The 21,917-nt window shown below is 76.3% G+C and carries 21 protein-coding genes, 1 tRNA gene and 1 pseudogene; 17 read left to right on the top strand and 6 right to left on the bottom strand.

The genetic code is table 11. The features are described 5' to 3' along the window. Nucleotides 1-11: 11 nt before the first annotated feature. The 5 genes from murJ to ACI8AX_RS20895 are packed head-to-tail and all read left to right on the top strand — an operon-like array spanning nucleotide 12 to nucleotide 7,497. A complete protein-coding gene (murJ, locus tag ACI8AX_RS20915) occupies nucleotides 12-1,649 on the top strand; it encodes a murein biosynthesis integral membrane protein MurJ (RefSeq protein ID WP_456551789.1) in 1,638 nt (545 codons plus the stop codon). Further along, nucleotides 1,646-2,788, top strand: a complete 1,143-nt coding sequence (locus tag ACI8AX_RS20910; RefSeq protein ID WP_456551788.1) for a glycosyltransferase family 4 protein — start codon at nucleotides 1,646-1,648, stop codon at nucleotides 2,786-2,788. Before murJ ends, ACI8AX_RS20910 begins: the two co-directional genes overlap by 4 nt. Continuing rightward, a complete protein-coding gene (locus tag ACI8AX_RS20905; protein ID WP_456551787.1) occupies nucleotides 2,785-5,169 on the top strand; it encodes a hypothetical protein in 2,385 nt (794 codons plus the stop codon). The genes ACI8AX_RS20910 and ACI8AX_RS20905 overlap by 4 nt, the downstream gene beginning before the upstream one ends. Next, complete coding sequence (locus ACI8AX_RS20900) at nucleotides 5,144-6,898, top strand: CTP synthase (RefSeq protein WP_456551786.1); 1,755 nt, start codon at nucleotides 5,144-5,146, stop codon at nucleotides 6,896-6,898. The genes ACI8AX_RS20905 and ACI8AX_RS20900 overlap by 26 nt, the downstream gene beginning before the upstream one ends. After that, entirely contained in the window at nucleotides 6,898-7,497 is a 600-nt protein-coding gene (locus tag ACI8AX_RS20895; RefSeq protein ID WP_456551785.1) for an NUDIX domain-containing protein, read from the top strand. The genes ACI8AX_RS20900 and ACI8AX_RS20895 overlap by 1 nt, the downstream gene beginning before the upstream one ends. A gap of 80 nt (nucleotides 7,498-7,577) precedes the next feature. On the opposite strand, the gene ACI8AX_RS20890 is transcribed toward ACI8AX_RS20895, so the two are convergent. Beyond that, on the bottom strand, nucleotides 7,578-8,180 hold the full coding sequence (locus tag ACI8AX_RS20890; RefSeq protein WP_456551784.1) for a fibronectin type III domain-containing protein: 603 nt from the start codon (nucleotides 8,178-8,180) through the stop codon (nucleotides 7,578-7,580). Between the two features lie 351 nt (nucleotides 8,181-8,531). Continuing rightward, on the bottom strand, nucleotides 8,532-9,176 hold the full coding sequence (locus tag ACI8AX_RS20885) for a hypothetical protein (protein ID WP_456551783.1): 645 nt from the start codon (nucleotides 9,174-9,176) through the stop codon (nucleotides 8,532-8,534). A gap of 161 nt (nucleotides 9,177-9,337) precedes the next feature. Between ACI8AX_RS20885 and ald the strand changes: the two genes are divergently transcribed. The 6 genes from ald (at nucleotide 9,338) to scpB (ending at nucleotide 14,724) form a co-directional block, all read left to right on the top strand. Continuing rightward, nucleotides 9,338-10,453, top strand: coding sequence for an alanine dehydrogenase (gene ald / locus ACI8AX_RS20880; RefSeq protein WP_456551782.1), 1,116 nt, complete (start codon nucleotides 9,338-9,340; stop codon nucleotides 10,451-10,453). 77 nt (nucleotides 10,454-10,530) lie between these two features. After that, entirely contained in the window at nucleotides 10,531-11,448 is a 918-nt protein-coding gene (xerD, locus tag ACI8AX_RS20875; protein ID WP_456551781.1) for a site-specific tyrosine recombinase XerD, read from the top strand. A 213-nt stretch (nucleotides 11,449-11,661) separates the two neighbouring features. Beyond that, on the top strand, nucleotides 11,662-12,567 hold the full coding sequence (locus ACI8AX_RS20870; protein ID WP_456551780.1) for a ParA family protein: 906 nt from the start codon (nucleotides 11,662-11,664) through the stop codon (nucleotides 12,565-12,567). Further along, nucleotides 12,564-13,079 carry a hypothetical protein gene (locus tag ACI8AX_RS20865; RefSeq protein ID WP_456551779.1) on the top strand — a complete coding sequence of 172 codons (516 nt, stop codon included), beginning with the start codon at nucleotides 12,564-12,566 and terminating at the stop codon, nucleotides 13,077-13,079. The genes ACI8AX_RS20870 and ACI8AX_RS20865 overlap by 4 nt, the downstream gene beginning before the upstream one ends. Nucleotides 13,080-13,096: 17 nt before the next feature. Continuing rightward, nucleotides 13,097-13,912 carry a segregation and condensation protein A gene (locus ACI8AX_RS20860; RefSeq protein ID WP_456551778.1) on the top strand — a complete coding sequence of 272 codons (816 nt, stop codon included), beginning with the start codon at nucleotides 13,097-13,099 and terminating at the stop codon, nucleotides 13,910-13,912. Beyond that, on the top strand, nucleotides 13,909-14,724 hold the full coding sequence (gene scpB, locus ACI8AX_RS20855) for an SMC-Scp complex subunit ScpB (protein WP_456551777.1): 816 nt from the start codon (nucleotides 13,909-13,911) through the stop codon (nucleotides 14,722-14,724). Before ACI8AX_RS20860 ends, scpB begins: the two co-directional genes overlap by 4 nt. A 2-nt stretch (nucleotides 14,725-14,726) precedes the next feature. On the opposite strand, the gene ACI8AX_RS20850 is transcribed toward scpB, so the two are convergent. After that, nucleotides 14,727-15,539, bottom strand: coding sequence for an alpha/beta fold hydrolase (locus ACI8AX_RS20850; protein ID WP_456551776.1), 813 nt, complete (start codon nucleotides 15,537-15,539; stop codon nucleotides 14,727-14,729). Nucleotides 15,540-15,545: 6 nt separating this feature from the next. After that, on the bottom strand, nucleotides 15,546-15,788 hold the full coding sequence (locus ACI8AX_RS20845) for a hypothetical protein (protein ID WP_456551775.1): 243 nt from the start codon (nucleotides 15,786-15,788) through the stop codon (nucleotides 15,546-15,548). A gap of 60 nt (nucleotides 15,789-15,848) precedes the next feature. Here ACI8AX_RS20845 and ACI8AX_RS20840 point away from each other — a divergent pair, with 60 nt between their 5' ends. From ACI8AX_RS20840 to ACI8AX_RS20815, 6 genes are all read left to right on the top strand, one after another. Beyond that, on the top strand, nucleotides 15,849-16,721 hold the full coding sequence (locus ACI8AX_RS20840; protein WP_456551774.1) for a pseudouridine synthase: 873 nt from the start codon (nucleotides 15,849-15,851) through the stop codon (nucleotides 16,719-16,721). A 117-nt stretch (nucleotides 16,722-16,838) separates the two neighbouring features. Beyond that, nucleotides 16,839-17,201 (top strand): chorismate mutase, encoded by a 363-nt coding sequence (gene aroH / locus ACI8AX_RS20835; protein ID WP_456551773.1) that lies wholly within the window; start codon nucleotides 16,839-16,841, stop codon nucleotides 17,199-17,201. A 23-nt stretch (nucleotides 17,202-17,224) separates the two neighbouring features. Then, nucleotides 17,225-17,932: a (d)CMP kinase gene (cmk, locus tag ACI8AX_RS20830; RefSeq protein WP_456551772.1), complete on the top strand. Its 708-nt coding sequence runs from the start codon at nucleotides 17,225-17,227 to the stop codon at nucleotides 17,930-17,932. Further along, nucleotides 17,929-19,281: a ribosome biogenesis GTPase Der gene (der, locus tag ACI8AX_RS20825; RefSeq protein WP_456551771.1), complete on the top strand. Its 1,353-nt coding sequence runs from the start codon at nucleotides 17,929-17,931 to the stop codon at nucleotides 19,279-19,281. Before cmk ends, der begins: the two co-directional genes overlap by 4 nt. Nucleotides 19,282-19,356: 75 nt before the next feature. After that, nucleotides 19,357-20,253 (top strand): alpha/beta fold hydrolase, encoded by an 897-nt coding sequence (locus ACI8AX_RS20820; protein ID WP_456551770.1) that lies wholly within the window; start codon nucleotides 19,357-19,359, stop codon nucleotides 20,251-20,253. A gap of 85 nt (nucleotides 20,254-20,338) precedes the next feature. Continuing rightward, a tRNA-Pro gene (locus ACI8AX_RS20815) sits at nucleotides 20,339-20,412 on the top strand. A 109-nt stretch (nucleotides 20,413-20,521) separates the two neighbouring features. On the opposite strand, the gene ACI8AX_RS20810 is transcribed toward ACI8AX_RS20815, so the two are convergent. Together ACI8AX_RS20810 and ACI8AX_RS20805 are read right to left on the bottom strand one after the other, a co-directional pair. After that, nucleotides 20,522-21,514 (bottom strand): alpha/beta hydrolase, encoded by a 993-nt coding sequence (locus tag ACI8AX_RS20810; RefSeq protein ID WP_456551769.1) that lies wholly within the window; start codon nucleotides 21,512-21,514, stop codon nucleotides 20,522-20,524. 110 nt (nucleotides 21,515-21,624) lie between these two features. After that, nucleotides 21,625-21,917: pseudogene (locus tag ACI8AX_RS20805) on the bottom strand (hypothetical protein); the annotation flags it as partial.

The raw sequence follows: 21,917 nt of genomic DNA, 5'->3' as shown, positions 1-21,917 counted from the left end.
GGGACCGCTCGGTGAGCGCGCGGCAGGTCGCCCGCGGCGTCGCGGGCGCGGCCGCGCTGATCGCGGTGCTCACCGTGCTGGCCCGGCTGGCCGGCTTCGGCCGGACGCTGGTCTTCACCAACGCCGTCGGCGCCGACAGCACCGGCGACACCTACACCGCGGCCAACACCGTCCCGAACATCGTGTTCGAGGTGGTGGCCGGGGGCGCGCTGGCCAGCCTCGTGGTGCCGATGCTCGCCGGCGGCATCGCCGCCGGCGACCGGGAGCAGGTGCGCCGCACCGCCTCGGCCCTGCTGGGCTGGACCCTGCTGGTGCTCACGCCGCTCGCCGTCCTCGTCGCGCTGCTCGCCGGCCCCATCGCGCGGCTGCTGCTCGGCGGCGGGCCCGACGCCGAGGCCGACCTGGCCGCGCGGTTCCTCGTCGTCTTCGCCCCGCAGGTCGTCCTCTACGGGATCGGCATCGTCCTCACCGGCGTGCTGCAGGCGCACCGCCGCTTCGCCGGCCCGGCGCTGGCGCCCCTGCTGTCCAGCGTGGTGGTGGCCGCCGCCTACCTGCTGTTCGCCGGCCTCGGCGGCGCCCGCGACGTCGCGGACCTGGACCGCCCGGCCGAGCTCGTCCTGGGGGTCGGGACGACGCTCGGGGTGGCGGCCCTGTCGCTGTGCCTGCTGTTCCCCGTGCGGCGGCTGCGGCTGGGCCTGCGCCCGACGCTGCGCTTCCCGGTCGGCGTCGCCCCGCGGGTGGCCCGGCTGGCGCTGGCCGGCGTCCTCACCCTCGCCGGCCAGCAGCTGGTCGCCGCCGTGGCGATCCGGCTGGCCAACTCCGGTGCCCCCGACGGCACGCAGGTCGTCTACACCGCCGGGCTCACCCTCTTCCTCGTGCCCTGGGCGGCGCTGGCCGTGCCCCTGGCGACCTCGGCCTACCCCGGGCTCGCCGAGCGGGCCGAGCGCGGCGACCGGGCGGGCTTCGCCCGGGCGCTGGCCCCGGCGGTCGTGCTGGGCACGGTGGCCGGCGCGGTCGCCGCGGCGGTGCTGGTCGGCGCCGCCGGGCCGATCGCCCGGGTCTTCCTCCTCCAGGAGGACGCCGGCACGGTGGCGGCGCTGCGCGACACCATCATCGCCTTCGCCCCGGGGCTGCTCGGCTACGGCCTGGTCGCCTTCCTCACCCGGGCCCTCTACGCGCAGGGACTGTGGAAGGCGCCGACCGCGTGCGTCGTGGGCGGGTGGGCGCTGGCCGTCGTCGCCGACGTCGTCCTCTCCGGGGTGCTGGACCCGGCCGACCGCGGGCTGGCGCTGGGCGCCGGGCACACCGTCGGGGTGACCGTGGCCGGGCTGGCGCTGCTGGCCGTGACCGCGCGGGTGGCCGGTGCCGACTCCCTGACGGGGCTGGCCCGGGCGGGGGTGCCGGCGGTCCTGGCCGCCCTCCTGGCCGCCGCCGCCGGGCTGGCCGTGGCCCGGCTGCTGGACGCCGACCCGGTGCCCGGCACCGGACCGCTGGGCGCCCTGGGCGCGGGGGTGGTGGTCGCCGCGGTGGTGCTGGTCGTCGCGGCGGCGGTCATCATGGGCACCGCGCGGGCACCGCTCACCGCGGCCGTGCGCACGCTGCGGGCACCCGATCCGCAGCCCGAGGCGATCCCGGGAGGTGCCCGGTGAGCGGGACCCCGCCCCTGCCCCTGGCCGGCCGGCGGGTCGCCGAGGTGCTCGCGACCAGCACCGGCGGCGTCGGCACGCACGTGCGCGCGGTGTTGCCCGCGGTCGTCGCCGCGGGCGCCGAGGTGCTGGTGTGCGGGGCGGCCGCGACCGACGAGCTGTTCGGGTTCGGGGCCGCCGGCGCCGCGTTCGCCCCGGTCGGCATCAGCGCCGGGCTGGACCCGGTCGCCGACGCCCGGGCCGTCCTGCAGCTGCGCCGGGCCCTGGCCGGGGCCGACCTGGTGCACGCGCACGGGCTGCGGGCGGGGCTGGTCGCCGCCGCCGCGCTGCGGCTGCCCGGCGGCAGCCGCCGGCCGCTGGTCCTCACCCTGCACAACGCCCTGCCCGAGGGCGGCGGGGGCCTGAGACGGCGGGTGCTGGGGGCCGCCGAGCGTGCCACGGTCCGCGGGGCGGACGTCGTCCTGGCCGCCTCCGACGACCTCGCCGACAACGCCCGCCGGCTCGGCGCCCCCGACGTCCGCACCGCGCCGGTGAGCGCCCCGGCCCTGCCGCCGGCCACCCGCACCCGGGCGGAGGTCCGCGCCGGGCTGGGCGTCCCCGACGGGCGGCCGCTGGTCGTCGCCGTCGGCCGGCTGCACCCGCAGAAGGGCTACGACGTGCTGCTCGACGCGGCCGGCCGGTGGGACGACGAGCCGCTCGTCGTGGTCGCCGGCGACGGGCCGCTGCACGCCGAGCTGCAGGAGCGGATCACCGCCGAGCGGCTGCCCGTGGTGCTGCTGGGCCGGCGCGACGACGTCGCCGACCTGCTCGCCGCCGCCGACCTGTGCGTGCTGCCCTCGCGCTGGGAGGCGCGCTCGCTGACGGCCCAGGAGGCGCTGCGCTCCGGCACGCCGCTGGTCGCCACCCGCACCGGCGGCCTGCCCGGGCTGCTCGGCGACGCCGCCGAGCTCGTGCCCGTCGGCGACGCCGCCGCCCTGGCCGAGGCCGTCACCCGGGTGCTCGGCGACCCGGCCCGCGCCCGGCAGCTGGCCGAGGCCGGGCGCCGGCAGGCGGAGACGTGGCCGGACGAGGCCGCCACCGCCCGCACGCTGGTCGCCGTCTACCGGGAGCTGCTCGGCCCGCCCCCGGGGGGCCCGCCGTGACCCGCCGCGCGGTCCTGGTGCTGCTCGCCGTCCTGGCGTCGCTGGCCGGGCTCGCGAGCCCCGCGGCGGCGGCCCCCGCGGGCGCCGACGTGCGCGCCGACCGGGTGCTGGTGGTCGGCGTGCCCGGGCTGACCTGGGCCGACGTCACACCGGAGGGCACGCCGGAGCTCTGGGCGCTGGCGGGGGACTCGACGATCGGCGCGATGTCGGTGCGCGCGGCGCGGGGCACCACGTGCGTGCTCGACGGCTGGGCGACCATCGGCGCCGGCAACCGGGTGCGCGTCCCCGGGCCGGACGAGGGCCTGCCGCCGGTGCCGCTGCCCACGGTCCCCATCCCCGAGGACCCCGCCGACCCCGCCGCGCCGACCGCGCCGCCGGCCGACGAGGAACCGGCCATGGACAGCTCGCTGACCTACTGCGGCCTGCAGGAGCGGCTGGTCACCGTGGGCCTGGACGACCCGGGGGCGACGGTCGGCCGCACCGCCGAGGACGAGGGCACGAAGCGCTTCGGCAGCGAGCCGGCCGCGCTCGGGGAGGCGGTCGGCTGCGCCACGGTCGTCGGGCGGGCCGCGGCGCTCGCCGTCGCCGCCCCCGGGGTGGAGCTGACCCGCACCGAGGTGCTGCCGACCGAACCGGCCGGCGTGGCCGAGCTGATGACCGGGTGCCCGCTGTCGCTGGTGTCGCTGGACGCCCTGCTCACGGCCGGCCGCCCCGGCGTCGACCAGACCGACGACGGCACCGACCCCGCCCCTCGCGCCGCCGCGCTCACCCGCATCGACGAGGCGGTGGGCCGGCTCCGGGCCGCCGTCGCGACGATGCCGGGGGAGACGCTGCTGCTCCTGCAGGGCATCTCGGAGGTCAACGACGGCCGGCCGCAGCTGCACGTGGGCATGGCCGCCGGCCCCGGGTTCGGCGACGGCTGGCTGACCTCCTCCAGCACCGGCCGGGCGCCCTACGCCCAGCTGATCGACGTCGCGCCCACCGCGCTGCGGGCGCTGGGGGAGGAGCGGCCGGCGTCGTTCAACGGGCAGCCGATGCGCGCCGCGGGCGAGCGGCCGGCCCTCGAGGAGGCCGTGGCAGAGCTGGTCCGGGCCAACACCGCCGCGACGACGCACCACCGGCACACCGGCTACTTCTTCTGGTCCCTGGTGACCGTCTCGGCCGCGGTCGTGGTGGCCGGCGTCGCCGTGCTCGGGTTCCGGCGCGGTGCGGTGTCGAACGGACCCCGCTGGGCGCCGGGGACCCGCGCGCTGCGGACGTCCGCCCTCGCGGCCGCGGCGCTGCCGGTCGCGACCTACCTCGGCGGCTTCGTCCCGTGGGAGCGCTCCGGCTCGCCGCTGGTCGCGCTGACGGCCGCGGTGCTGGCCGCGGACGCCGTCGTCCTGGCGCTCGCGCTGCTCGGACCGTGGCGCCGCCGCCGGCTGGGGCCCGCGGCGGTGGTCGTCGCCGTCACCCTCGCGACACTGGTCGGCGACGTGCTCACCGGCTCGAACCTGGAGATGGTCGCTCCGCTGGGCTACGACCCGATCGTGGCCGGCCGGTTCACCGGCTACGGCAACCTCAGCTTCGGGCTGCTGTCGGTCTCCGCGCTGCTCGTCGCCGCGGGGCTGGCCACCCTCGCCGGCCGGCGCGCCCGTCCCGACCGCGCGCGGAGGGCCACCGCGCTCACCGTCCTCGCGGTGGGGGTGGTCGTCGTCGGCGTGATCGGGGCGCCGCAGCTCGGGCGGGACTTCGGCGGCGTCCTGGCCGCCCTGCCCGGCTTCGTGCTGCTGGCCATGCTGCTGACCCGCACGCGGGTGACGGTGGTCCGGCTGGGGGCGGTCCTGGCGCTGGCGGTGGTCGCCGTCGGCGGCGTCGCCGTCCTGGACTGGCTGCGCGCGCCCGACGACCGCACCCACCTCGGCCGGTTCGTCGAGCAGGTGCTCACCGGCGAGGCGTGGACGGTCGTCAGCCGCAAGGCCGAGGCCAACCTCGACATCGCGATGCGCAGCCCGCTGGCCTGGATGCTGCCGGTGGCGCTGGTCGCCGCGCTGTGGCTGGTCCGGCGCGGAGGCCTGCTCCGCAACCCGCGCGAGGGCGCCCCGGCGACGGCGGCCGGGCGCGCCCGGCTGCGGCCGGCCGACGCCGCGGTGCTGCGGGCGGCGCTGCTGGGCTCGGCGCTGAGCCTGGCCATCGGGGCGGCGGTCAACGACTCCGGCGTGGCCGTGCCGGGCACGGCCGCGACGCTGCTGGTGCCGCTGCTCGCGTGGCTGGCGGCCGGTCCGGCCGAGGCCGCCGGGGCGCGCGCCGACGTGGCCGACGGCACCACCGCCGCCGAGGGGGACACCGGGGCCGGAGCTGTTACGGTGGTCTCCCGTGGGTCGACCGTCAGGAACGCTTGATCAGTCCGCTTCCTCCCTTGCATCCCGGAGCCTCCTCCACAACTCGCAGCCGACGAAGTTCGTCTTCGTCACCGGCGGCGTCGTGTCCTCCCTCGGCAAGGGGCTGACCGCGAGCTCGCTGGGTGCCCTCCTCTCCAGCCGGGGCCTGCGGGTCACGATGCAGAAGCTGGACCCCTACCTCAACGTCGACCCCGGGACGATGAACCCGTTCCAGCACGGCGAGGTCTTCGTGACCGAGGACGGCGCCGAGACCGACCTCGACGTCGGCCACTACGAGCGGTTCCTCGACATCGACCTCTCCGGCCGGGCCAACGTCACCACCGGCCAGGTGTACTCGGACGTGATCGCCAAGGAGCGGCGCGGGGAGTACCTGGGCGACACCGTGCAGGTCATCCCGCACATCACGAACGAGATCAAGGCGCGGATCATGGCCGGCGCCGAGGGCCCGGACCGGGTCGACGTCGTCATCACCGAGATCGGCGGCACCGTCGGCGACATCGAGTCGCTGCCCTTCCTCGAGGCCGCCCGCCAGGTGCGGCACGAGATCGGCCGCGACAACTGCTTCTTCCTGCACATCTCGCTGGTGCCCTACATCGCGCCGTCGGGCGAGCTGAAGACCAAGCCGACCCAGCACTCGGTGGCCGCGCTGCGCAGCATCGGCATCCAGCCCGACGCGCTGGTCTGCCGCTCCGACCGGGACATCAACGAAGGGCTGAAGCGCAAGATCAGCCTGATGTGCGACGTCGACGCCGAGGGCGTGATCTCCTGCCCCGACGCGCCGTCGATCTACGACATCCCCAAGGTGCTGCACCGCGAGGGCCTCGACGCCTACGTCGTCCGCCGGCTGGGCCTGCCCTTCCGCGACGTCGACTGGACCGTGTGGGGCGACCTGCTCGAGCGGGTGCACCGGCCCAAGCAGACGGTGGAGATCGCGCTGGTCGGCAAGTACATCGACCTGCCCGACGCCTACCTGTCGGTCAGCGAGGCGCTGCGGGCCGGCGGGTTCGCCCACCGCAGCCGGGTGAAGCTGCGCTGGGTGCCCTCCGACGACTGCCAGACCCCCGAGGGCGCGGAGAAGGCGCTGGCCGGCGTGGACGGCGTCTGCATCCCCGGCGGCTTCGGCGTCCGCGGGATCGAGGGCAAGCTCGGCGCCATCCGGCACACCCGGGTCAACGGCATCCCGACCCTCGGCCTGTGCCTGGGCCTGCAGTGCATGGTCATCGAGTACGCCCGCGACGTCGCCGGGCTGCCCGAGGCCAACTCCGCCGAGTTCGACCCCGAGACCCCCGACGCGGTCATCGCCACGATGGCCAGCCAGGTCGACGTCGTCGCCGGCGAGCGCGACATGGGCGGCACGATGCGGCTGGGCAGCTACCCGGCAGCGCTGCAGAAGGGCTCGGTCACGGCCGCGGCCTACGGCAGCACGGAGATCACCGAGCGGCACCGGCACCGCTACGAGGTGGCCAACGCCTACCGCGACCGCCTGAGCGAGGCCGGGCTGGTGTTCTCCGGCACCTCGCCCGACGGGCTGCTAGTGGAGTTCGTCGAGCTGCCGCGCGAGTCGCACCCGTTCTTCGTCGGCACCCAGGCGCACCCGGAGCTGAAGAGCCGCCCCACCCGCCCGCACCCGCTGTTCGCCGCGTTCGTGCAGGCCGCGATCGACTTCCAGGAGTCCGCGCGGCTGCCCGTGCCGGTGGAGGACGCCGAGGCGGAGAAGGTCGGCATCTGATGAGCGAGCCCGCGGCCGACGGCGACTACCGGCTGCTGTCGTCGGAGACGGTCTTCGACGGGCGGGTCATCAGCCTGGTGAGGGACACCGTGTCGATGCCCGGCGGCGGCGACAGCGTGCGCGAGGTGGTCCGCCACCCCGGCGCGGTCGCCGTCGTGGCCCTCGACGAGGACGACCACGTGGTGCTGCTGCGCCAGTTCCGGCACCCGGTCGGCGGCTACCTGTGGGAGCTGCCGGCCGGGCTGCGCGACGCCGACGGCGAGCCGCCGCTGGAGACGGCGAAGCGGGAGCTGGCCGAGGAGGTGCGACTGGCCGCCGAGCGGTGGTCGCTGCTCACCACGTACGCCAGCAGCCCCGGCTTCTGCGACGAGCGGGTGTCGGTCTACCTGGCCGAGGGGCTCTCCGACGTCGACCGGCCCGAGGGGTTCACCGTCGAGCACGAGGAGCTCGACATGACCGTCGAGCGGGTGCCGCTGGCCGAGGCCGTGCGGCGGGTGCTCGCCGGCGGGATCGTCAACGCGGCCGCCGTCGTCGGCCTGCTGGCCGCCGACCGGTACCGCGTCGGCGGCGTGGAGCTGCGCCCCGCCGACGCGACGTAGCGCCGTCCCCTCCGGACGAGATCTGCACAGTCGTCACCACCAGCCGCTGGTGGCGACCACTGTGCAGATCTCGTCGAGGGTCAGGGGATGAGGACGGGGTCGGTCGTGCCGACGTGCAGGTACCGCATCCGCTGGGACTGCTCGTCCCAGACCTGCTCCTCGAGCCAGAAGGCGTAGTAGGCGCCCGGGGTCAGCCCGGTGAGGGTCGCGCCGACCTCGCCGCAGTCGTCGCGCTGTCCGACGAGCACCTGCGGCGGCTCCGGTTGCGCCCCGGTCACGAGCTGCTGGCTGACCGCCTGCACGCGGTAGCCGCGGACGGCGCTGTTGTCGCTGTCGGCCATCCAGCTCAGCGTGGCCGAGCCGGGGCCGGGGACGACGCCGGGCAGGATCCGCCGCGGGCTGCTGTAGCCGCCGCAGGTGGCCGGCGGGGGCTCGAACTCCGGGACGACGCCGCGGGGCACCACCGGCGGCACGATCTCCAGGTCGATGTCGCGGGGCACCGGCACGGCGACCCCGGGCACGTCCACCTGCGGCTCGGGGTCGACGATGCCGGCCCCCGGGCCGGGCACCTGCGGCACCCGGGGGACCTGCGGCACGGGGTCGACCAGCGTGCCGGCGTCGCGGAACGGCGCCCACGAGGCGGTGACCTCCGCGGCCAGCTCCGTGGCCGGCGCCCCGAGCACGACCAATCCGACGGCGACGGCGGCGGCCGCCGTGCCGGCGCCGGAGGCGAGGGAACGCCGGCGCCGGGCCGGCCGTGCCCGCGCGGGCCCGCGCCCGCGGCATCGCGCCTGTCCCATCCCCACCTCCGGTCTCGCCCGGACCATCGGCACCGGGTGCCCCGCTGTTGAGCCGAGCCGCCGCGTTCTCCCGGCGGCCGCGCCAGGGGGCCGCCGTGCCGGAGCGCCTGGAGGTGACCGGGGCCCGCATGCCGGCCACGAGGACGTCCGCGCGGCGCACCACGGCTCCGACCCGGCCGCCGCGCGCGGGGCGGCGCGGCGTCACCGGGGCCCCGGCCCGGCGCGAGGCGGTGCTCAGGGAGGAGCCGTCGACCCCGAGCCGGCGCCGTCCGGGGCGGGCAGGTGCAGCCCCAGCCGGCCGGCTTCCAGCCCCGCGAGGGTGCGGGTCGCGGCGGGGTCGCCGGCCCGCCAGGCGGTGCCGGTGCCCGGCGGGAGGGCGGCCAGCCGGGGCAGGGGCGCGGTGGCCACGGCCCGGGCGGCGAGGAACTCGAGGTCGGCGTCGCGCGAGGCGAGCAGCCGGGAGACCGCCGTCGCCTCCCGGGCCCAGGCCAGCCGCCAGGGCAACCAGCGCAGCAGCAGCCACCCCACCGGGAGGACGACGAGGACGACCGCCAGCCAGAAGGCGAGGGTGCCCACGGCGTCCTGCGCCGACTGGCCCGCGCCGCGCACCGACTCCCCGGCCGAGCCCAGCGCGTCGAAGGGCGTCGACAGCTCGTCGCCGACCACCGGCACGTCCTCGGCCACCTCGGCCGCCGAGCCCATGCTGTCGGCCACGGAGGTGCCGAGGGACTCCACGGCCTCACCCGGCTCGGCCAGGGCCAGCACCGCGCCGTGCACCGCCCGCGCCACCAGCACCCACAGCACGAGCCACGCCAGCATCCCGAGGTCGGCGAGCACGTGGGTCAGCCGCTTGTCGGGCCGTTCGGGGTACAGGCGCACCGGCCCATGGTGGGCCAGCCCGCGCCGCCCGGCAGGGCGGGCGACGACCGGCCGAGCGCGCCGCCCGCTCCTAGACTCCGCGCCGAGCGCCCCCGACCGGGGCGCCACGACCCAGGCCGGAGCGCCGACGACCTCGGCGCCGGGCCGGACCGGAGCTGAGCATGCGCGTCGGGGTGCCCCGAGAGATCAAGAACCACGAGTACCGGGTGGCGCTCACCCCCGCAGGGGTGCACGAGCTGACCCGGGCCGGGCACGAGGTGCTCGTCGAGCGCGGGGCGGGGGAGGGCTCGTCGATCCCCGACGAGGACCTGGCAGCCGCCGGCGCGCGGATCGTCGCCGAGGCCGACGACGTGTGGGCCGACGCCGACCTGCTGCTCAAGGTCAAGGAGCCCGTCGCGGAGGAGTACGGGCGGCTGCGCGCGGGGCAGACGCTGTTCACCTACCTGCACCTGGCCGCCTCGCGGGAGTGCACCGAGGCGCTGGTCGACTCCGGGACGACGGCGATCGCCTACGAGACCGTGCAGACCGCCGACGGCCGGCTGCCGCTGCTCGCGCCGATGTCGGAGGTCGCCGGCCGGATGGCGCCGCAGGTGGGGGCGCACGCGCTCGAGCGGGCGCACGGCGGGCGCGGGGTGCTGCTGGGCGGGGCGCCGGGCGTGTACGCGGCCAAGGTCGTCGTCCTGGGCGCCGGGGTGTCGGGGATGAACGCGGCGGCCATCGCCCTCGGGATGCAGGCGGAGGTGATCGTGCTGGACCGCGACGTCGACAAGCTGCGCGCCGCCGACCGCATCTACCAGGGTCACCTGCAGACCGTGGCCTCCAACGCCTACGAGATCGAGCGCGCCGTGCTCGACGCGGACCTGGTGGTCGGCGCCGTCCTCGTCCCGGGCGCCCGGGCGCCGAAGCTGGTGACCGACGACGTCGTCGCCCGCATGAAGCCCGGCTCGGTGCTGGTCGACATCGCGGTGGACCAGGGTGGCTGCTTCGAGGGGACCCGTCCGACCACGCACGACGCGCCGACCTTCCGCGTGCACGGATCGGTGTTCTACTGCGTGGCGAACATGCCGGGCGCGGTGCCCAACACCTCGACCCACGCGCTGACCAACGTGACGCTCCCCTACGTGATGCGGCTGGCCGAGGAGGGGACGGCGGCGGCGGTGCGGGCCGACCGGGCGCTGGCGCACGGCGTCAACGTGGTGGCCGGGCAGGTGGTCCTGCCCGAGGTCGCCGAGGCCCACGGCATGACCGCCGTCGGGCTGGAGGAGGTGCTCGTCTGACCGGCACGCTGTCCGCCGCCCCCGGTGCCGCTGCCCCCGCTGCACCGGGGCCCGAGGTCCCGCGGGAGCTCGAGCGCGTGGTCACCGGCTACCTCGACCACCTGACCGTCGAGCGCGGCCTGGCCGCCAACACGATCACGTCCTACCGCCGCGACCTGCGCCGCTACACCGCGTTCCTGGCGGCGGCGGGCGTCCGCGGGCTGGGGGAGGTCGCCGAGTCCGACGTCGCCGCGTTCCTCGCCGCGCTGCGCCGGGGCGACGACGAGCACCCGCCGCTGTCGGCCACCTCGGCGGCCCGCGCGGTGGTCGCCGTCCGCGGGCTGCACCGCTTCGCCGCCCTCGACGGGCTGGTGACCGACGACGTCGCCGCGGAGGTCCGCCCGCCCGCCCCGGCCCGGCGGCTGCCCAAGGCCCTGCCGGTCGAGTCGGTGGTCGCGCTCGTCGAGGCCGCCGGGGCGCTCGAGGGGCCGCGGGGACTGCGCGACCGGGCGCTGCTCGAGCTGCTGTACGGCACCGGCGCGCGCATCTCCGAGGCCGTCGGGCTGAGCGTCGACGACCTCGACCGGGGACAGGCCGCCGTCCGGCTGGCCGGCAAGGGCGGCAAGCAGCGGGTGGTGCCCGTGGGCAGCTACGCGCTGCGGGCCGTGGAGGAATACCTGGTGCGGGGCCGGCCGGCGCTGGCCGCCGCCGGCACCGCCCGCGGCCGGGCCGGGGCGCTCTTCCTCAACGCCCGCGGCGGGCCGCTGTCCCGGCAGAGCGCCTGGGCGATCCTCCGGACGGCGGCCGAGCGGGCCGGGCTGACGGTCGAGGACGTCTCCCCGCACACCCTGCGGCACAGCTTCGCCACCCACCTGCTCGACGGCGGCGCCGACGTCCGCGTGGTGCAGGAGCTGCTGGGGCACGCCTCGGTGACGACCACGCAGGTCTACACGCTCGTGACGGTCGACCGGCTGCGCGAGGTGTACGCGACGAGCCACCCGCGGGCACTGACCTGACAGCGACGGCGGTGTTCCTCCGGCTACTTCTGCCGGTGGTCGCGGCCGGATGTTGCGGGTGTGTTGTCACCAGTAGACACACGGGGCGTGTCGTCGGCGTGCCTCCTGGGTGATCGCTTGCCGACTCCCTACCGTCGTGTCACCCGAGCGGTGGGGAAGACCGCATCCGGCGCGCCGCGCCGGTCCGGGCCGGAGCTGGAGGCGACACCGACCATGGCGATCCGAGGGGACGCGGCCCCCGTCGTCGCGCGCCCGCGCGACATCGAGCCCGAGATGGGCGGGGCCGCCTCGAAGCAGGACCCGGCCCGCGCGCGCCAGCGCCCGCTGCCCGAGCCCCGGCCGCTCACCCAGCACGGTCCCGCCCGCGTCATCGCCATGTGCAACCAGAAGGGCGGCGTCGGCAAGACCACGTCGACGATCAACCTGGGCGCGGCGCTGGTCGAGCACGGCCGCAAGGTGCTGCTGGTCGACCTCGACCCGCAGGGCGCGCTCTCGGTGGGTCTCGGCGTGCCGGCGCAGAACCTCGACCGCACGATCTACAACGCCCTCATGGAGCGGCGCACCACCCTCGCCGACGTCCGGGTGCCCACCGACATCCCCGGCCTGGACCTGGTGCCCAGCAACATCGACCTGTCCGCGGCCGAGGTGCAGCTGGTCAGCGAGGTCGCCCGCGAGCAGACGCTGCTGCGCGTGCTCGCCGACGTCCGCGACGAGTACGACTACGTCCTCATCGACTGCCAGCCCTCGCTCGGCCTGCTGACCGTCAACGCGCTCACCGCAGCGCAGGGCGTGATCATCCCGCTGGAGTGCGAGTTCTTCTCGCTGCGCGGCGTGGCCCTGCTGGTCGACACGATCGAGAAGGTCAAGGAGCGGCTCAACCCCGAGCTGGAGATCTCCGGGATCCTCGCCACGATGTACGACACCCGCACGGTGCACTGCCGCGAGGTGTTCAGCCGGGTCGTCGAGGCCTTCGGCGACACGGTGTTCCAGACCGTCATCCACCGCACGGTGCGCTTCCCGGAGACGACGGTCGCGGGCCAGCCGATCACCACCTGGGCGCCGACGTCGTCCGGTGCCGCGGCCTTCCGCGACCTGGCGAAGGAGGTCATCGCGCTGTGACCCGGCGTCCCGTCCTCCCCGGCGCCTCGGAGCTGTTCCGGCGCACCGACACCCCGCCGGCCGCGGAGGTCACCGAGCTGCCCAGCGTCGCGGCCACCACCAGCTCGCCGGCGCTGCGCGGCTCGGCGGCCACGCCGCGGCGCACCGCCTCGGTGCCCGGCGTCGAGGAGGCCATGCCCGGGCTGACCCTCGTGCCGGCCGGTGCCGACGCCGACCCGCTGGCCTCCTACCGGACCCCGCCCCCGGCCGCGCCCACGCTGGCGCCGCAGGCCCCGCGCACCCGCGGCAAGGCCGTGCGCGCCGAGCGGACCAAGCACGACGAGAAGATCACGGTCTACATCTCCGCCGACGAGCTGCTGGCGCTGGAGAGCGCCCGGCTCACCCTGCGCGCCCAGCACGGCGTGGCCGCCGACCGGGGCCGGATCGTGCGCGAGGCCGTCGCGGTGCTGCTGGCCGACCTGGCCGAGTCCGGCGAGGACTCGGTGCTCGTCCGCCGGCTGAAGGGCCGCTGAGCCCTACCCTCGTCGTCGTGGAGGGGACGCCGGAGGTCGCCGCGTCACCGCGGTTCACCGTCCGGCTGACCAACTTCGAGGGCCCGTTCGACCTGCTCCTGCAGCTGATCGGCAAGCACCGCCTCGACGTCACCGAGATCGCCCTCTCGCAGGTCACCGACGAGTTCATCGCCCACCTGCGCGCGCTCGGCGACGAGCTCGACCTCGACCAGGCCAGCGAGTTCCTCGTCGTCGCCGCGACCCTGCTCGACCTCAAGGCCGCCCGGCTGCTGCCGGCCGCCGAGGTCGAGGACGAGGACGACCTCGAGCTGCTCGAGGCCCGCGACCTGCTGTTCGCCCGCCTGCTGCAGTACCGCGCCTACAAGGAGGCCGCCGCGTTCCTCCGGGAGCGCGAGGCCGGCGCCGTCCTCCGCTACGGCCGCGACGCCGGGCCCGACCCGCGGTTCGCCGAGCAGGTGCCCGAGGTGCTCCTCGGCGTCACGCCGGAGCAGTTCGCCGCCCTCGCCACCCGCGTGCTCACCCCCAAGGCGCCGCCGACGGTGAGCGTCGGCCACCTGCACGCCCCGCCGGTGAGCGTGGCCGAGCAGCTGCTGGTCGTCCGCAACCGGCTGGCCGGGTCGGGGACGGCGAGCTTCCGGGCGCTGACCGCCGACTGCCAGCACACCCTCGAGGTGGTCGCGCGGTTCCTGGCGCTGCTGGAGCTCTACCGTCAGCAGCGGGTGGTGTTCGACCAGCTCACGCCGCTGGGCGAGCTGCACGTGCGCTGGGTCGGCGGAGCGCTGCCGGCGGCGCAGGACGAGGACGGCGGGACCGGCGCGGAGGAGGACGGGTGAGCGAGGAGGAGCGGCGGCCCATCTCCTGGGACGCCCTGGCCGCCGAGCTCGCCGCCACCCGGGAGGCCGCCGAGGACCGCGACGAGGACCCCGCCGTCTGGGACGCCGTCGCCGCCGAGCTGGCCGCGCGCGTCGCCGAGCGGCCGGCCCCCGAGGCCGTCGAGCCGGCGCCCGTGCCGGTCGAGGAGACGGTGCTGCCGCTGCCGGGCATGCCCGAGCCCGAGCCGGAGCCGGTCGAGGAGGCCGCGGAGGTCGCGGACCTCGACCCGGCCGCGCTGCGCGGCGGGCTCGAGGCGCTGCTGTTCGTGCTGGACAGCCCGGTCGACGAGGAGACGCTGGCCGCGTCGCTGCGCTGTCCGCTGGACCGGGCCCGGCAGGCGCTGGCCGAGCTCGCCGAGGACTACGACCGCCGCGGCGCCGGCATCACGCTGCGCCGGGTGGCCGACGGCTGGCGGCTCTACACCCGGGAGGAGCACGCCGGGGTCATCGAGCGCTACCTCGGTCACGGCCGCGGCAGCCGGCTCACCCAGGCCGCGCTCGAGACCCTCGCCGTCATCGCCTACCGGCAGCCGGTCACCCGGGCCCGGATCGCGGCGATCCGCGGCGTCGGGGTGGACGGCGTGATGCGCACCCTGCTGGCCCGCGGTCTGGTGCACGAGGTGGGCAGCGACCCCGACTCCGGCGGCGGCCTGTACGGGACCACGCCGCTGTTCCTCGAGCGGCTCGGGCTGGCGAGCCTCGGCGACCTGCCCGAGCTCGGCCCGCTGCTGCCCGAGACCGCCAGCTTCCTGGCCGACCACCCCGACGCCTGACCTCACGGACCGGACGGCGCCACCCGCGGCAGGAACGCGGCGACGTCGGCGGCGAGCCGGGCCGGCTCCTCCCAGAGCACGACGTGCCCCACGTCCGCGTACTCGACCCACCGGGCGCCCGGCACGGCCGCCACGAGCGCCCGCGCCTGCTCCGCGCCGAGGAGGTGGTCGCGCCCGCCGCTGACCACGAGCGTCGGTGCGGTGATCGTGCCGAGGTCGGTCGGCGGGCGTCCTGCGGTCAGCCCCTGCAGGCTCGCCCGCCACACGGCCGCCGGCAGCCGGAGCGCGTCGGCGGCCAGGAGGTCGGCGTACCAGCCGGGGAGGTCGGCCGCGGTCAGGCCGAGCGTGAACGTGCGCACCCACGCCGCGTCGACGGGGTCGGTGAGGCGCTCGACGTCGTCGGCGAACGGCGGCCGGCCGGTGAGGTCGCGCGGTGACCCGGCGAGGACCAGGCCGGCGACCCGGTCCGGGGCGTCCACGGCGACCTGCTGGGCCACGTACCCGCCGCTGGAGGAGCCGACGAGGACCGCCTCGGGCAGCCCGAGGGCGTCCATGGCGGCCACCACGTCGGCGGCCAGCGTGGCCGGGCCGTAGCCGCCGGGCGGCCGGTCGGCGTCCCCGTGCCCGCGCAGGTCGACCGCGACGATCCGCAGCCATGCGGGGAGCAGGGGGACCAGACGGGTGAACTCCCGCCGCGACGTCGCCCAGCCGTGCAGCAGGAGCAGCGCCGGGTGCCCGTCGGGGTGGCCGTGCTCGGTGTACCCGGTGGCGATGCCGGTCGCCAGCCGCAGTCTGCCCTCGGTGCCGGCACCCACGGGGGATCAGTTCCCGAAGAGGACGCCGGTCAGGAGCAGCAGGCCCACGAGGACGAACGCGCCGCCGGCGATCCGCCCCCGCCACAGGTGGAAGGCGCGGGCGCGGTCGGACCAGACGCCGCCGACGCCGGCGCGCTCGCGGGCCGCGGGGTTGTCCGGCGAGTGCTCCCACACCAGCCGCCGCGACAGCAGCACCAGGGCGACGCCCATCACCGCGAGCACCAGGCCCATGACCTGCTCCATCCGCACGCCGGTGATCCTCCCGCACGCGGGCGGGAGGACGGCGGCCGGAGTGGGAGACTGGAGCGGATGAACGCCCCGCGCACCGACGACGAGACCCCCGACCAGCTGCCCGACGAGCCGGCCACCACCGGCGGCGGGGAGGGCTGGTCGGAGGAGATGGAGCTCGCCCCGGCGCACCCGGCCGACCGCGCGCCCGAGCCGGAGTCCGGCCACCCGGAGGGGGAGCGGCTGCAGAAGGTGCTGGCCCGCGCCGGCGTCGGTTCCCGGCGGGTCTGCGAGGACATGATCGACCAGGGCCGGATCAGCGTGAACGGCGCCGTCGTCCAGGTGCAGGGCATGCGGGTGCACCCGCGCACCGACCACATCGCCGTCGACGGCGTCCGGCTGGAGCTGCGCGACGACCGCGTCACCTACGCCCTCAACAAGCCCGCCGGCGTCATCACCGCGATGAGCGACGACCGCAACCGCGCCACCGTCGGCGACATGGTCGGCGACCTCGCCCCGGGCCTGGTGCACGTCGGGCGGCTCGACCAGGACACCGAGGGTCTGCTGCTGGTGACCAACGACGGCGAGCTCGCCCACCGCCTGGCCCACCCCTCCTACGAGGTGAAGAAGACCTACCTGGCGCAGGTGTCGGGCTCGGTGCCGCGCGACCTGGGCAAGCGGCTGCGCCAGGGCGTCGAGCTCGAGGACGGCCCGGTGAAGGTCGACTCGTTCAAGGTCGTGGACACCCACGCCGGGCAGTCGGTGGTCGAGGTGGTGCTGCACGAGGGGCGCAAGCACATCGTGCGGCGGCTGCTGGCGCACGTCGGGCTGCCGGTGTCGCGGCTGACCCGCACCGCGATCGGCCCGGTGAAGCTCGACCGGATGCGCGTCGGGTCGATCCGCCGGCTGACCCGCGGCGAGGTCGGCCAGCTCAACGAGCTCGTCGGCCTGTAGTGCACGTGCGGAGTCGCTCGGGTGCGGAAACCGCGCACGAGCGACTCCGACGGCGAACCTAGACTCGACCAGGCACCCGCGACCCGGGCGCCGTCTGAAGGCGAACGAGGAGTGTGCATGGCCGTCCGAGCCATCCGGGGCGCGACGCAGGTCGACGCCGACGACCGGGACGAGGTGCTGGCGGCCACCCGCGAGCTGGTGAGCACCGTGATGGAGCGCAACGGCCTGGACAGCGAGCAGCTGATCAGCATCCTGTTCACCGCGACCCCCGACCTGGTGTCGGAGTTCCCGGCGCTGGCCGCCCGCGAGCTCGGCCTCGGCGACGTGCCGCTGATGTGCGCCACGGAGATCGACGTGCCGCACGCGCTGCCCCGGGTGCTGCGGCTGATGGCGCACGTGGAGACCGAGCGGCCTCGCGCCGACATCGCCCACGTGTACCTGCGCGGCGCGACCGCCCTGCGACGGGACATCGCACAGTGAGCGAGGGACGAGCGGACAGCACTGTGCGGGGCGATCGCACGGTGACCGGCGGCTTCACCGGCCAGGTGACCCTCGACGGGCCCTCGGGCACCGGCAAGTCCAGCGTCGCCCGCGCCGTCGCGACCCGGCTCGGCGCGGCCTACCTGGACACCGGCGCGATGTACCGCGCCGCGACCGTCGCCGTCCTGGACGCCGGGGTCGACCCGGAGGACGCCGCAGCGGTGGCCGGCGTCGTCGCCGGCGCTCGCATCGAGGTGGGGACGGCGGCCGACACCGAGCTGGTGCTGGTGGACGGCGTCGACGTCGCGGTGCGGATCCGCGGCGCCGAGGTGACCCGCGCGGTGTCGGCGGTCTCCGCCGTGCCCGCGGTGCGCCGGCAGCTGGTCGACCAGCAGCGCTCGCTCGTCGCCGCCGCCGACGCCGTGGTGGTCGAGGGCCGCGACATCGGCACCGTCGTCCTGCCCGACGCCACCTGCAAGATCTACCTGACCGCCGCGCCCGAGGCCCGGGCCGAGCGCCGCGCCCTGCAGCTGGGCCTGACCGAGCCGGCGGAGGTCGCCGCGCTGGCCGCCGACTTGCGGCGACGCGACGAGTACGACAGCACCCGCGAGGACAGCCCACTGCGCCCGGCCGCCGACGCGATCGTCGTGGACAGCACCGAGCTGGACCGCGACCAGGTGGTCGACCGCGTGGTCGAGCTGGCCCGCGAGTCCGTGGGGGTCTCGCGATGACCGAGGAGGGGACCGGCGCCCCGCTGCCGGTCGTGGCGATCGTCGGCCGGCCGAACGTGGGCAAGTCGACGCTGGTCAACCGCGTGCTGGGGCGCCGCGCCGCCGTCGTCCAGGACGTGCCGGGCGTGACCCGCGACCGCATCTCCTACGAGGCGCTGTGGAACGGCAAGCGGTTCACCGTCACCGATACCGGCGGCTGGGACCCCAAGGCCGAGGGCCTGGGCGCCTCGATCAGCCGGCAGGCCGAGTACGCGATGCGCACCGCCGACGTCATCGTGCTCGTCGTCGACAGCTCGGTCGGCGCGACCGACACCGACCTGGCCGCCGCGCGGATCCTGCGCCGCAGCGACCGGCCGGTGATCCTCGTGGCCAACAAGGTCGACGACGAGCGCAGCGAGGCGGGTGCCGCCGAGCTGTGGTCGCTCGGGCTGGGGGAGCCGCAGCCGATCAGCGCCCTGCACGGCCGCGGCGCCGGTGACCTGCTCGACCTGATCCTCGACGCGCTGCCGGAGGCGCCGCGGGAGCAGGAGAACGAGGGCGGCCCCCGCCGGGTGGCGCTGGTCGGCCGGCCGAACGTCGGCAAGTCCAGCCTGCTCAACCGGCTGGCCAAGGAGGAGCGGTCGGTCGTCGACTCCGTCGCCGGCACCACCGTGGACCCGGTCGACTCGATCATCACGCTCGGCGGAGAGGAGTGGCGGTTCGTCGACACCGCCGGGCTGCGCCGCAAGGTCAACACCGCCAGCGGCATGGAGTACTACGCCAGCCTGCGCACCGAGGCCGCGATCCAGGCCGCCGAGGTCGCCGTCGTGCTGCTCGCCGCCGACGAGGTGATCAGCGAGCAGGACCAGCGGGTGATCACGCAGGTGATCGAGGCCGGGCGCGCCCTGGTCATCGCGATCAACAAGTGGGACACCCTCGACGAGGACCGCCACGACCAGCTGGAGCGGGAGATCGAGCGCGACCTCGCGCGGGTGCGCTGGGCCAGCCGGGTGAACATCTCGGCCGCCACCGGCCGCGGTGTCGGCAAGCTGGCCGACCACCTGCGCGCCGCGCTCGCGTCGTGGGAGACCCGGGTGCCGACGGCGGAGCTGAACCAGTACGTGCGCGCCCTGGTCCAGGAGACGCCCCCGCCGGCCCGTGGCGGCCGCGCGCCGAAGATCAAGTACGTGACGCAGGCCGACGTCCGGCCGCCGCGGTTCGTCGTCTTCTCCACCGGTTTCCTCGAGGCCGGCTACCGCCGATTCCTCGAGCGCAAGCTGCGGGAGCGCTGGGGCTTCGGCGGGACGCCGATCGACATCTCGGTCAAGGTGCGCGAGGGCCGGGAGAGCGAGCGCCGCAAGAGCCTGTGACCGGGTGGCGATGACTTCCGCCGCCGGGGTCGGTCGAGTACGACGGAACCCACCGATCCGGCCCCGGAGGCAGTCATGACCGCACCGCAGACGTCCACGCTCGAGGTCCCCGGGGCCGTGCTGGTCTACGACGTCCGGCCGGGGGACGGGTCGTCGGCCGAGCCGCCGCTGTTCGTCTTCGGCTCGCCGATGGCGGCCTCGGGGTTCGCCACGGTCGCCGCTGCGTTCCCCGAGCGCACCGTGGTCACCTACGACCCGCGGGGTGCCGAGCGCAGCCGGCGGACGGACGGCGCGGCGACGTCGACCCCGCAGGAGCACGCCGACGACCTGGCCCGGCTGGTCGAGGCGGTGGGCGGGGGACCGGTGGACATGCTGGCCACCAGCGGGGGAGCGATCAACGCGCTGGTGCTGGTGTCGCGGCGGCCGGAGCTGGTCCGCACGCTGGTGGCCCACGAGCCGCCGGCGGTGGCCCTGCTGCCGGACCGGGAGGAGGCGGCGGCCGCCTGCCGGCACGTGTCGCAGACCTATCAGCGCGCCGGCTTCGGGCACGGGATGGCCGAGTTCATCCGGCTGGTCATGCACTCCGGCCCGATCCCGGCGGACTGGGCCGACACGCCGGCGGACCCGGCGGTGTTCGGCCTGCCGACCGAGGACGACGGGTCGCGGGACGACGTCCTGCTCGGGCAGAACATGGACACCAACCCGACGTCGGAGTTCGACCTCGAGGCCTTGCGGACGGCGTCCACCCGGATCGTGCCGGCCGTCGGCGCCAACTCCGCCGGGCAGCTGGCGCACCGCGGCGGTGAGGCCGTGGCCGAGGCGCTGGGGACCGCCGCCGTCGTCTTCCCCGGCGACCACGGCAGCTGGACCGACGGCGGCCACGGCGACCCGGCCGACGCCACCGCCTTCGCCGCGCGGCTGCGCGAGGTGCTGGGCGTCGGGATGCTGCAGGAGCTCCCGGCCGGCGGCTGACCCGCGGCTGCCCCGTCGCGGAGCCGGCCGGCCGGTGCGGTAACCTGCTCTGGCAGCGATCGGGCGGTGCGAGCCGCCCGGCGCTCGGGCTGTAGCGCAGCTTGGTAGCGCACTTGACTGGGGGTCAAGGGGTCGCAGGTTCAAATCCTGTCAGCCCGACAGTGCAGGTCAGAGGCGAGTCGACGACTGGGTCGGCTCGCCTCTGACGCGTCCTGGCCCGCCTGGTCGGGCCACCGCATGAGCTCCGCGAGCCACCGGTGGCACGAGGTCAGCGGCGGGCCGGCTGAGCGGCGCGGTACCGGGCGAGGTGGTCGCGGAAGCCGTCGAGGAGGAACGCCCGGGCCTTCCGGCTGACCGGCGCGGCCGCGGCGACCAGGTCGAACCCGTGGAACGCGCCCGGGTACACCTCGTAGGTCACCGGTACCCCGGCCGCCCGGAGGCGCTCGCACCAGTCGACGACCTCGTCGTGGAACGGCTCGATGTCGCCGACGAAGGTCAGCGTGGGCGGCAGGCCGGCGAGGTCGGCAGCCCGCGCCGGGGCGGCGTGGGGCGGGATGTCCCCGCCGCGGAGGTCGCCGAGGTAGAGGTCCCAGGCGGCGGTGTTGGTGTTCGTGTTCCACACCGGCGTCGTGTTGTCCCGGGACGACGCGGTCGGGCGGTCGTCGATCATCGGGTACAGCGGCAGCTGGAAGGCGACGGCGACCTCGCCGCGGTCGCGGGCGAGCAGGGTGACCGCCGCGGTCAGGCCGCCGCCGGCGCTCTCGCCGCCCACGACGAGCTGGTCGTCGGCGACGCCCAGTTCCCCGGCGGAGTCACGCAGCCACAGCAGCGCGTCGTAGCAGTCGTCGAGGGCCGCGGGGTAGGGAGCGTCGACGGAGAGGCGGTAGTCGGGCAGGACGACGACGGCGTTGCTGACCGTGACCAGCCGCCGGGCGGTGGCCAGGCTCTGCTCCGGTGTGCCGATGGCGTAGCCGCCGCCGTGGATCCACAGCACCCCGGGCACGCCCTGGCGGGGGACCGCCGGGCGGACGACGACCAGGCGCAGCGGGGACCCGTCGCGGCGGGTGGCCCAGCGCTGGCTCACCTCGACGTCCCCACGGACCCGGCTCTTCTCCTGTCCCGGGCGGTGGCGCCGACGGGCAAGCGCGTTCATGACCCGGACCTGCCGCCGGTAGCCCTCCGGTGTGCTGGGGGTCAGCCGGCTCAGCAGCCGACCGGCCCGCTCCAGGCCGGGGTCGACCTGGTAGTCGGACTCGCTCATCGACGCGTTCCTCCTCGGGTGTCTGCGTCCTCGACAGCGCTCGTGGCGTCGCCCCCCTCAGAGGCGGCGCTGCAGCCATCCTGGCCGTCGCGACGGTCCCGGCCCAGGTCTCAGAACGGTGGCGGCTCGTCCTCGAGGCCGACCGGGTCCGGCGCTGCCGGCGGGCCGGTGTGCACGCGGGTGCCGGTGAGGGGCAGGAGGGGTGGGTCGGTGCCGCGTGCTCGTCGTGCGATGTCGGCTCGTCGTCTTCGGTGGGGCCGGCTGGTGCGGGTGACGCCGGAGGGGGTGGTGACGGTGAGTGTCCCGTCGGGCGCCATCCGGTAGACCCAGCCGCGGGCGTGGGTCTTGAGCCGGTGGTGGCGGCGGCACAGGCAGCACAGGTTCTGGCAGGAGGTCTCGCCGC

Source organism: Blastococcus sp. SYSU D00813, from assembly GCF_054050735.1.
The sequence above is the reverse complement of the archived record's forward strand: the minus strand, read 5'-3'. Positions and strand labels throughout refer to the sequence as shown.

Coding starts and splice junctions, on each gene's coding strand:
- ACI8AX_RS20895 (WP_456551785.1), top strand. CDS start 6,898: ATGAGCGAGCCCGCGGCCGACGGCGACTACCGGCTGCTGTCGTCGGAG.
- ald (WP_456551782.1), top strand. CDS start 9,338: ATGCGCGTCGGGGTGCCCCGAGAGATCAAGAACCACGAGTACCGGGTG.
- ACI8AX_RS20870 (WP_456551780.1), top strand. CDS start 11,662: ATGGCGATCCGAGGGGACGCGGCCCCCGTCGTCGCGCGCCCGCGCGAC.
- ACI8AX_RS20840 (WP_456551774.1), top strand. CDS start 15,849: ATGAACGCCCCGCGCACCGACGACGAGACCCCCGACCAGCTGCCCGAC.
- aroH (WP_456551773.1), top strand. CDS start 16,839: ATGGCCGTCCGAGCCATCCGGGGCGCGACGCAGGTCGACGCCGACGAC.
- der (WP_456551771.1), top strand. CDS start 17,929: ATGACCGAGGAGGGGACCGGCGCCCCGCTGCCGGTCGTGGCGATCGTC.
- ACI8AX_RS20820 (WP_456551770.1), top strand. CDS start 19,357: ATGACCGCACCGCAGACGTCCACGCTCGAGGTCCCCGGGGCCGTGCTG.
- ACI8AX_RS20810 (WP_456551769.1), bottom strand. CDS start 21,514: ATGAGCGAGTCCGACTACCAGGTCGACCCCGGCCTGGAGCGGGCCGGT.